This window comes from Mesorhizobium sp. M2E.F.Ca.ET.209.01.1.1 (assembly GCF_004010375.2).
Taxonomy (GTDB): Bacteria; Pseudomonadota; Alphaproteobacteria; order Rhizobiales; family Rhizobiaceae; genus Mesorhizobium.
The window spans coordinates 1-318 of the sequence record NZ_SADP02000826.1; the positions used below are offsets into that span (position 1 = coordinate 1).

Genomic DNA, 318 nt, shown 5'->3' on the forward strand with positions numbered 1-318 from the left:
GCGGTCTGGAGGGAAGCCTCCATCACCGCCGCGATGATCTTCCGGTAGCCGGTGCAGCGGCAGAGGATGCCGCCCAGCGCATCCTGCACCTCGGTCTCGGTCGGCCTGGGTTTCGTGTCCAGCAGCGCGGTTGCCGCGACCAGCAGCGCCGGCGTGCAGATGCCGCATTGCGCGGCGCCATGCGCCAGGAACGAGGCCTGCAAGGCGGACAGCCTGCCATTGGCGAGGCCCTCGACCGTGGTGACACAAGCGCCGGACACCGAGGCCGCCGGCACCAGGCAGGCGCACACCGGCTCGCCGTCGACCAGCACGGTGCAG

The 318-nt window shown here is 71.4% G+C and carries 1 protein-coding gene; it reads right to left on the reverse strand.

Translation table 11 applies throughout. The annotated features are described in order from the left end of the window. Nucleotides 1–318 (reverse strand): 2Fe-2S iron-sulfur cluster-binding protein (locus EN852_RS38075; RefSeq protein ID WP_246694563.1); only part of this gene is annotated, 318 nt, incomplete at both ends.